At 69.4% G+C, this 8,630-nt stretch carries 10 protein-coding genes; 7 read left to right on the forward strand and 3 right to left on the reverse strand.

All coding sequences use genetic code 11. The features are described 5' to 3' along the window. Positions 1-106: 106 nt before the first annotated feature. Entirely contained in the window at positions 107-1,063 is a 957-nt protein-coding gene (locus tag AC5RUH_RS16060) for a phosphoribosylaminoimidazolesuccinocarboxamide synthase (protein WP_494074003.1), read from the reverse strand. Between the two features lie 12 nt (positions 1,064-1,075). Continuing rightward, positions 1,076-2,389: a phosphoribosylamine--glycine ligase gene (gene purD / locus AC5RUH_RS16065; protein WP_494025330.1), complete on the reverse strand. Its 1,314-nt coding sequence runs from the start codon at positions 2,387-2,389 to the stop codon at positions 1,076-1,078. A gap of 67 nt (positions 2,390-2,456) precedes the next feature. Between purD and AC5RUH_RS16070 the strand changes: the two genes are divergently transcribed. The 6 genes from AC5RUH_RS16070 to AC5RUH_RS16095 all read left to right on the forward strand — a co-directional run bounded on the left by AC5RUH_RS16070 (position 2,457) and on the right by AC5RUH_RS16095 (position 7,685). Beyond that, entirely contained in the window at positions 2,457-3,461 is a 1,005-nt protein-coding gene (locus tag AC5RUH_RS16070) for an asparaginase (RefSeq protein ID WP_494129083.1), read from the forward strand. A gap of 21 nt (positions 3,462-3,482) precedes the next feature. Beyond that, the gene (locus AC5RUH_RS16075) at positions 3,483-3,845 is read left to right on the forward strand and encodes a sterol carrier family protein (RefSeq protein ID WP_494129084.1); all 363 of its coding nucleotides are present in this window, start codon (positions 3,483-3,485) and stop codon (positions 3,843-3,845) included. A gap of 10 nt (positions 3,846-3,855) precedes the next feature. Further along, positions 3,856-4,344 (forward strand): hypothetical protein, encoded by a 489-nt coding sequence (locus AC5RUH_RS16080; protein WP_494129085.1) that lies wholly within the window; start codon positions 3,856-3,858, stop codon positions 4,342-4,344. 72 nt (positions 4,345-4,416) lie between these two features. Beyond that, positions 4,417-5,970 carry an amidophosphoribosyltransferase gene (gene purF, locus AC5RUH_RS16085; RefSeq protein ID WP_494129086.1) on the forward strand — a complete coding sequence of 518 codons (1,554 nt, stop codon included), beginning with the start codon at positions 4,417-4,419 and terminating at the stop codon, positions 5,968-5,970. Beyond that, entirely contained in the window at positions 5,967-7,082 is a 1,116-nt protein-coding gene (gene purM, locus AC5RUH_RS16090; RefSeq protein WP_494074000.1) for a phosphoribosylformylglycinamidine cyclo-ligase, read from the forward strand. Before purF ends, purM begins: the two co-directional genes overlap by 4 nt. 102 nt (positions 7,083-7,184) lie before the next feature. Next, complete coding sequence (locus AC5RUH_RS16095; protein WP_494129087.1) at positions 7,185-7,685, forward strand: 2'-5' RNA ligase family protein; 501 nt, start codon at positions 7,185-7,187, stop codon at positions 7,683-7,685. A gap of 121 nt (positions 7,686-7,806) precedes the next feature. Here AC5RUH_RS16095 and AC5RUH_RS16100 read toward each other — a convergent pair whose 3' ends face one another. After that, entirely contained in the window at positions 7,807-8,037 is a 231-nt protein-coding gene (locus AC5RUH_RS16100; protein WP_494000679.1) for a DUF3073 domain-containing protein, read from the reverse strand. Between the two features lie 264 nt (positions 8,038-8,301). Between AC5RUH_RS16100 and AC5RUH_RS16105 the strand changes: the two genes are divergently transcribed. Beyond that, the coding region (locus AC5RUH_RS16105) for a hypothetical protein (RefSeq protein WP_494129088.1) at positions 8,302-8,630 on the forward strand (329 nt) is incomplete at its 3' end.

The raw sequence follows: 8,630 nt of genomic DNA on the forward strand, positions 1-8,630 counted from the left end.
GCGGCCGGCCGCCTCCCGAAATCAGCTCCCGGCTCCCCTGCCGGCCCTCTGCCCGACCCCCTGGGCGCGGCCGGGAGCACCCGGCCCGGCCCCGCGCCGCTGCCGATCAGGCGAATGTCCGCCCGGTGAGCCGTTCGTAGGCTTCGACGTAACGCGCCCTCGTCTTCTGCACGATGTCCTCCGGCAGGGCGGGCGGCGGGGCGTCCGAGTTCTTGTCCCAGCCGGAGGCGGGCGACGTCAGCCAGTCGCGCACGAACTGCTTGTCGAACGACGGCTGCGCCCGGCCCGGCTCGTAGGTGTCCGCGTCCCAGAACCGCGAGGAGTCGGGGGTCAGCACCTCGTCGCCCAGCGTGATCTCCCCCGTCGTGGGATCGACGCCAAACTCAACCTTGGTGTCCGCCAGGATGATTCCGCGCTCCCGGGCGATGGCTTCGGCGCGCGTATAGATCTGCAGCGTCTTATCGCGCAGCCGGGCCGCGGTCTCCGCCCCGACGGTCTGGACCACGGCGTCGTAGGTGATGTTCTCGTCGTGCTCGCCCACCTCGGCCTTGGCCGAGGGGGTGAAGATGGCGGGCTCCAGCCGGGAGCCGTCCACCAGGCCGGCGGGCAGCGGCAACCCGCACACGGTCCGGGATTGCCGGTACTCGGCGAGGCCCGACCCTGTCAGGTAGCCGCGGGCGATGCATTCCACCGGGTACATGTCCAGTTTCTTGCAGACCATCGCCCGGCCGGCCACCGCGTCGGGCACCTCGGTGGACACCACGTGGTGCGCCACCGGGTTGTCCCCCTGGGCGAGCTGTTCGAACCACCACAGGCTCAGCTGGGTGAGGATCCGTCCCTTGTCCGGGATCTCGCTGGACAGCACGTGGTCGTAGGCGCTGATCCGGTCGCTCGCCACCACCAGCACGGTGTCGTTGCGCCGGTCCAACAGGCCTTCGGCGGCAATGTCGTCGCTGGCCGTCTCCACCTGCTGCGGGGCGGCCGGAACGTACAGGTCGCGGACCTTGCCGGAGTAGACGTGCTTCCAGCCGGGCAGTTCGAGTACTTCGGGGGCAAATGCCATGGTTTGACGTCCTCAGTCTCTCTGTGCGCCGGCCCGGGAGTTCGTGCCGGACGCGGGCACCTTGATCTTGCCCTCGGCCGCCAGCAGGGCAATGTCGCTGCGGTACTGCGACCCCTCCAGGCTGATGGCGTCGATGCCCTCGTAGGCACGTTCGCGGGCTTCCACCAGGTCTTCACCCAGCGCGACGACGGCGAGCACCCGCCCGCCGGCGCTGACCACCTTGCCGTTCCCGTCCAGGGCGGTCCCGGCGTGGATCACGTGCACGTCGGTCAAGGCATTGGCCTTCTTCAGGCCGCGGATCCGATCCCCGGTGCGCGGAGTTCCCGGGTAGTTCTCCGCGGCCAGCACCACCGTGACGGCGGACCGCCTGGACCAGACCAACTGTTCTGTGTCGTCCAGTTCCCCCTTGGCGGCCGCCAGCAGCAGCCCGCCCAGCGGTGTGCGCAGCCGGGCCAGTACCGCCTGCGTTTCCGGGTCCCCGAAGCGGGCGTTGAATTCGATCACCCGCACGCCGCGGCTGGTCACGGCCAGCCCGCAGAACAGCACGCCCACGAACGGGGTGCCGCGGTGGGCCATCTCGCGGATTGTCGGCAGCGCGACGCGGTCCATGACTTCGTCCACGAAACCGGGCGGCAGCCAGGTCAGCGGCGTGTAGGCGCCCATGCCGCCGGTGTTCGGGCCCTCGTCGCCGTCGAAAATCCGCTTGAAATCCTGCGCCGGCACCAGCGGGATGGCGCGTTCGCCGTCGGAAATCACAAACAGGGAGACTTCCGGGCCGTCGAGGAATTCCTCGATGACCACGGAACCGCCGGCGTCGAAGCAGGCCTGGGCGTGCGCCAGGGCGGCGTCGCGGTCTTCGGTCACCACCACGCCCTTGCCGGCCGCCAGCCCGTCGTCCTTGACCACGTAGGGGGCCCCGAACGAATCCAGGGCCTCGGCCGCTTCGGCGGCGTTGGTGGCCACGTGGGCCATGGCGGTGGGCACGTTCGCCGCGGCCATGACCTGCTTGGCGAAGGCCTTGGAGCCTTCAAGCCTGGCCGCTTCCTTGCTGGGGCCGAACACCGGGATGCCGGCCGCGCGCAGCGGGTCGGCCACTCCGGCGGCCAGCGGGGCCTCGGGGCCCACCACCACCAGGTCGGACTCCAGCCGCCGGGCCAGCTCGGTCACCGCCGCTGGGTCGCCCGCATCCACCTGGTGCGTGGGCACGATCTGCGCGATGCCGGCGTTGCCGGGGGCGGCATGCACCTCGGTGACAAAGGGATCGGCCAGCAGGGAACGGATTATTGCGTGCTCGCGGCCGCCGGGGCCGATCACAAGTACCTTCACAAGGAACTAGCCTACTGGTCGCGGGGCGGAGCCTCGAAGTTGTTGCACCGGCCCCTAAACTGGGTCCATGCCCGAGACATTCAAAGCCGCGGACGCCGTGGAACTGGCCGTCGTCGAACGCAACGGTTTCATCGAGTCCCGCCATCTGGGCTCCGCGGTGGTCATGGCCGCCGACGGCACCGTGGTGACCGAACTCGGCGACATCAGCGCACCGATCTTCCCGCGCTCAACGCTCAAGCCGTTCCAGGCCCTGGCCGCCATGCAGTCCGGCGTCCCGCTGCGCGGCGACCAGGTGGCCCTGGCCTGCGCCAGCCATGTGGGGTCGCTCGAGCACATGGACGTGGTGGAGGGCATGCTCAAGGCCGCCGGCCTGACCGACGCCGATCTTCGCTGCCCGCCGGCCTGGCCGCAGGACGAGCAGGCGCGCGGCTGGCTGGTCCGCACCGAACGCGGCCAGCAGCGGCTGTCCTTCAACTGCTCCGGCAAGCACGCCGCCTTCCTCTGGGCCTGCGTGGAGAACGGCTGGAATACCCACACCTACCTGGAACCGAACCACCCCCTCCAGCGCCGCGTGATGGAGGTCATCGAGGAGTACGCCGAAGAAAAGATCGAGCACATCGCCGTCGACGGCTGCGGCGCCCCGGCGCCCGCGCTGTCGTTGACCGGCCTGGCCCGGGCCGTCGGGAAGCTGGCGAAGGCTCCGGCGGACAAGAACGCCGATGCCCGCGCCGCCACCATCGCCACCGCCATGCTGGACTACCCGTGGGCGGTGCACGGCTGGGGCCAGGAAAACACCGTGGTGATGGAGCAGCTGGGGGTCTTTGCCAAGTCCGGCGCCGAGGGCGTGATGGTGATGGCCACCCCCAATGGCGTCTCGGTGGCGGTGAAAATCCTGGACGGCAGCGGCCGCGCCGGTTCCCTGATCGCGCTGACACTGCTGGCCGCCTGCGGCGCCGTCGACGTGGAGAAGGTGGGCCCGGTGCTGGAGGACGTGGTCAAGCCCGTCCTCGGCGGCGGCCAGCCGGTCGGCAGGCTGCGGTTGGCGCCGCCCATGGTAGCGCTGCTGGACTGAGCCCCGGAAGGACCTGAATCGATGGGAGTACGACGCCGGATCCCGGCTCGGGAGGGCGACGCCGCCGTGGGTGCGTGGCGCGGCGGGGCCACGGACCGTCAGACCACTGCCACGGCGGTACGGTACGCGTTGGAGGAACTGGCCGAGCGTGCGCCCGGCAACAGCGTGGAGGTGCGGGTGCCGCCGTTCGGCGTCGCCCAGTGCATCGAAGGCCCCAAGCACACCCGGGGCACACCGCCGAACGTGGTGGAAACCGACCCCGCTACCTGGCTTGCCCTGGTGACGGGGGCGCTCGGGTGGGACACCGCCGTCGCCGAGGGCAGGGTCGCTGCCTCCGGGCTGCGGGCCGAACTGGCGGACAGGCTGCCGCTCTTCGCCCGGTAGGCTGGAACGTATGACTTCTGAGCAAGAACCGGCTCGCGACCGCAGACCCATCGAGCCGGAGCGCCGCGACGTCACCGTTCGCCGGGCGCCGAAGTATGCGCCCTTCATCGCCGTCTGGGCCGTGCTGGGCGTCGTGCTGGCCGCCGTGTCTGCCTACACCGGGCCGGAGAACGCGGAGTTCACCCGCGGCACCGTTTTTGCCTTCTTGGCCGTGCTGTTCGGCCTGGCGGGCATCCTGGTTGGATCGTTGCTGTTCCTGCTCATCGACCGGGCCAGCGTCAAACGCGCGAAGCACCTGACGGCAGTTGCCGAACCCGGGCAGGAAGACTCCGCGGACCCGGCTGCGGATCCGGGCTCCGCCGACCTCCCTGCGACGCCCCGTGATCGGGACGGGAGCACCGCCGTCACCCGCGAACGGGACCGCGAAGCCGGGGCCGGAACCGAGGGCGCAACCGGGGGCGAAACCGGGGGCGGAACCGAAGGCGAACGCCAGGCGTAACCTGCCGGCAGGCCCCCGTAATCCCCGTCACCCCAGTGCGGCCGCGCGCCGGGCGCATGAGAGAATGGGCGGGTGGCACGCGGTGACGGAAAACTCTCCCATGAACTTCTTCCCGGCGAAAAGGGACCCCAGGACGCCTGTGGCGTTTTCGGCGTCTGGGCACCCGGCGAAGAAGTAGCAAAACTTACCTACTACGGCCTGTACGCCCTGCAGCACCGCGGACAGGAGTCCGCCGGTATTGCCACCAGCGACGGCAAACGCATCAATGTCTACAAAGACATGGGCCTGGTGTCCCAGGTCTTCGACGAGACCACCCTCAACACGCTGAGCGGCCACATCGCCGTCGGCCATTGCCGCTACTCCACTACCGGCGGCTCCACGTGGGCGAATGCGCAACCGACGCTGGGCGCCACCGCCACCGGCACCGTCGCGCTGGCCCACAACGGCAACCTGACCAACTCCGCAGAGCTGTACGAGAAGGTGCTGGAGAAGTTCGGCAAGCCCGACCGCGGCGAGCTGGCCCAGGGCAACACCACGGACACCGCGCTGGTCACCGCGCTCATGGCCGGCGAGGAGGGCCAGACCCTTGAGGAACGCTCGCTGGAGCTGCTGCCCAAGCTGCGCGGCGCCTTCTGCTTCACCTTCATGGACGAAGGCACGCTGTACGCCGCCCGCGACCCGGCCGGGGTGCGCCCGCTGGTGCTGGGCCGGCTGGAGCGCGGCTGGGTGGTCGCCTCCGAGACCGCTGCGCTGGACATCGTGGGCGCATCCTTCGTCCGCGAAGTCGAGCCCGGCGAATTCATCGCCATCGACGAGAACGGCCTGCGCTCCCAGCACTTCGCCGAGAAAAAGCCTGCCGGCTGCGTCTTCGAATACGTCTACCTGGCCCGCCCGGACACGTCCATCAACGGCCGCAGCATCCACGCTGCCCGCGTGGAGATGGGCCGGAAGCTGGCCAAGGAACACCCGGCCGAGGCCGACCTGGTGATTCCGACGCCGGAATCCGGGACCCCGGCCGCCATCGGCTATGCCGAGGCCTCGGGCATCCCCTACGGCCAGGGACTGGTCAAGAACGCCTACGTGGGCCGGACCTTCATCCAGCCCAGCCAGACCATCCGCAAGCTCGGCATCCGGTTGAAGCTGAACCCGCTGCGGTCGGTGGTGCAGGGCAAACGGCTGGTGGTGATTGACGATTCGATCGTCCGCGGCAACACCCAGCGGGCCCTGGTCCGGATGCTCCGTGAAGCCGGTGCGGCCGAGGTGCATGTGCGCATCTCGTCTCCGCCCATCAAGTGGCCGTGCTTCTACGGCATCGACTTCGCCAGCCGGGCCGAGCTGATCGCGAACGGCATCGGCGTCGAAGATGTCAGGGCGTCGCTCGGCGCCGACAGCCTGGGCTACATCTCCGAAGAGGGCATGATCGAGGCGACCGAACAGCCCCGCGAGCGGCTGTGCACCGCGTGCTTCACGGGCGAGTATCCGATCGAACTGCCCACCGCCGACCGCCTGGGCAAGAACCTGCTGGAACGCGGCGAGGCGGACCAGGAACACGGCTCGTGCGACCCCGGGCCTGATTCGGACCTGGAGAAGCTCCTGACCGCCGACGACAAGAAAGAGCGAGTATGACCTCCCCCGAACAGGGCCAGATCACCTACGCCAGCGCCGGCGTCGACGTAGAGGCCGGCGACAAGGCCGTCGAGCTGATGAAGGGGGCCATCAAGGCCACTCACAACGCCAACGTCATCGGCGGGGTCGGCGGTTTCGCCGGCTTGTACGACGTTTCGGCACTGCTGAAGTACCGCAAGCCCCTGCTGGCCACCTCCACCGACGGAGTGGGCACCAAGGTCGCCATCGCCCAGGCCATGGATATCCACGACACTATCGGCTTCGACCTGGTCGGCATGGTGGTGGACGACATCGTGGTGGTCGGGGCGGAACCGCTGTTCATGACCGACTACATCGCCTGCGGCAAGGTGGTCCCGGAGCGGATCGCCGACATCGTGCGCGGCATCGCCGCCGCCTGCGAGGTGGCCGGGACCGCGCTGGTGGGCGGGGAGACCGCCGAGCACCCCGGCCTGCTGGGCGAACACGAATACGACGTTGCCGGCGCCGCCACCGGCCTGGTCGAGGCCGACGACCTGCTGGGCCCGGAGCGGGTCAAGGACGGGGACGTCGTCATCGGCATGGCCTCCTCGGGCCTCCATTCCAACGGGTATTCCCTGGTCCGCAGGGTGATCAACCATGCCGGCTGGGCGCTGGACCGGCAGGTCAGCGAGTTCGGCCGGACACTGGGCGAGGAACTCCTGGAGCCCACCCGCGTCTACGCGGCGGACTGCCTGGATCTGGCACGCTACGAAGCAGCCGGTGTCCACGGCTTCAGCCATGTCACCGGCGGCGGCCTGGCCGCGAACCTCGCGCGCGTGCTGCCGCAGGGACTCATGGCCACCGTGGACCGTTCCACCTGGGAGCTGCCGGCCATCTTCAAGCTCATCGGCGAACTGGGCAACGTCCCGCAGGCCGACCTGGAACGGACCCTGAACCTCGGCGTCGGCATGGTTGCCATTGTGGACCGCGCCGGTGCCGATGCCGCCCTGCAGCGCCTGAATGAGCGCGGCGTGCCAGCCTGGGTGATGGGCCAGGTCGGTCCCGCCGACCCGTCCCTGGCCGGCATCGATTATGTCCAGGGCGCCAAGGGCGTCGACGGCGGTGCCGTCCACCTGGTGAACTCCTACGCCTAGGCCCGCCCGGACACCGGACCGCCCCTGCACCGCGAACGCGACGGTCCGGGGGCGGTTTTGTCCGGCATACCGGCCGGCCGGTCCGGGTGGCACACTGGACGGATGGGTGCGTACGTGGTGGTGGCGTTCGTCAGACCGGTGAGCGCCGGCTACGCGTTCCCGCGCAGCCGGTGGCCGCTGCACATCACGCTGGCCCGCTTCGATACCCGGGAGCCGGCCGAGGCCGTCGGTTGGCGCGTCGGCCGGGCTCTCGCCGGACGACAGGGGTTTGACGTGCGCATCGGCGCCGACGACTTTTTCGGCCGGAACGGTTCCGTCCCCGTCTCGTTGGTACAGCCGGAACCACGGTTGCAGTTGCTGCACGAAGGCGTGCTGGACGCACTCGGCGAGAATTCCCATGTGCTGAGTCCGCACCATACCCGCCGGCATTTCCGGCCGCACGTCAGCCATCAGGCGGAAGGCCGCCTCCACGCCGGCGACACCGTCCATGTGGGCCAGGCGGCCCTGGTGGACATGCGTCCTGACGGAGACCCGAGGCATCGCCGGGTGATCGAGGTGTGGCCCCTGGCGGACGCCCCGGAACCGCAGCAGTCCGGCACCTGAGTTCGGGAGTCCGGGCAGGCACTTCCGCGCACGCCATGCGCCCCCGCTAGCAGACCCCGAGAGGGTGCAGGAGGGTGAGGCTGGTGCGTGATCCCGTCCGGGAAGAAACGACCGAAGCCGGCTAGCCTACGTTGCGGCTGCCGTGGTCTTCGTCGTCGTCGTACTGATCTGCGTACTTGTCCACGTAGTCCGAGTAGTCCGGCTCATATGGCTCCTCGGAAAACGTGTCGGAGTTATGGCGTTTCGCAGCGCCGAGTTCGCGCTGGAGTGCAGTCAGGTCAGTGGCCGGGCTGAAATACTTCATGTCCCGGGCCTGCCTGGTTGCTTTTGCCTTCTGACGGCCGCGCCCCATGGCGTGACCCCCTTTGTACGTCGATCCGGAAGTGGTCGCACGACTGGCGCACGAGGTCCCGGAATAATTGATCAATTCTGTCGTACCTATAGGGTACATGGTTTTCACGACCGCTCGTGGCAGGCGAACAGTGGCCGCGAGGGGCCCCTCCCGGCTCCCGAAAGGACTAAATCGTGCAGCAACGCGGGAATGTTGGCTAAAGTCATCGTGGACCGGTTCTCCCGTTCTCCCGGAAGACAACACGCACGGAAGGCAAGTTTCCCCATGAGCGAACAGGACAAGCGGCCTGACGACGACGGGAGGCCTCCGCTGGAGCGCCCCGAGAGCCCCGAGGTACCCGACCCCAGCCTGCACATCAGCGCGGACGAGGTGGAGCTGGCCGAGCCAACCCTGGGGCAGGCGAGCATCAGCGAGGATGCCGCGGCCGAGGCCGACCTGGCCAAAGCTGCCGCCGAAGCCGAAGAGGTGGAGAAGGAAGCCGATGCCGCCGGCCAACTGGTGGGCGGCACCCGGGAGGACCGCGCCGTCAAGGCCCGCGGCACCGCGCCCGCGGGAGCACCCGCCGGCGACCAGGGCCCGGCGGGCGACGCCCC

It is taken from the genome of Arthrobacter sp. Y3223166 (assembly GCF_059090935.1).

What these genes read in the sequence shown, in the direction of transcription:
- AC5RUH_RS16100 (WP_494000679.1), bottom strand. Translation starts at nt 8,037, where the DNA reads ATGGGGCGCGGCCGTCAGAAGGCAAAAGCAACCAGGCAGGCCCGGGAC.
- AC5RUH_RS16095 (WP_494129087.1), top strand. Translation starts at nt 7,185, where the DNA reads ATGGGTGCGTACGTGGTGGTGGCGTTCGTCAGACCGGTGAGCGCCGGC.
- AC5RUH_RS16070 (WP_494129083.1), top strand. Translation starts at nt 2,457, where the DNA reads ATGCCCGAGACATTCAAAGCCGCGGACGCCGTGGAACTGGCCGTCGTC.
- AC5RUH_RS16075 (WP_494129084.1), top strand. Translation starts at nt 3,483, where the DNA reads ATGGGAGTACGACGCCGGATCCCGGCTCGGGAGGGCGACGCCGCCGTG.
- purM (WP_494074000.1), top strand. Translation starts at nt 5,967, where the DNA reads ATGACCTCCCCCGAACAGGGCCAGATCACCTACGCCAGCGCCGGCGTC.
- AC5RUH_RS16060 (WP_494074003.1), bottom strand. Translation starts at nt 1,063, where the DNA reads ATGGCATTTGCCCCCGAAGTACTCGAACTGCCCGGCTGGAAGCACGTC.
- AC5RUH_RS16080 (WP_494129085.1), top strand. Translation starts at nt 3,856, where the DNA reads ATGACTTCTGAGCAAGAACCGGCTCGCGACCGCAGACCCATCGAGCCG.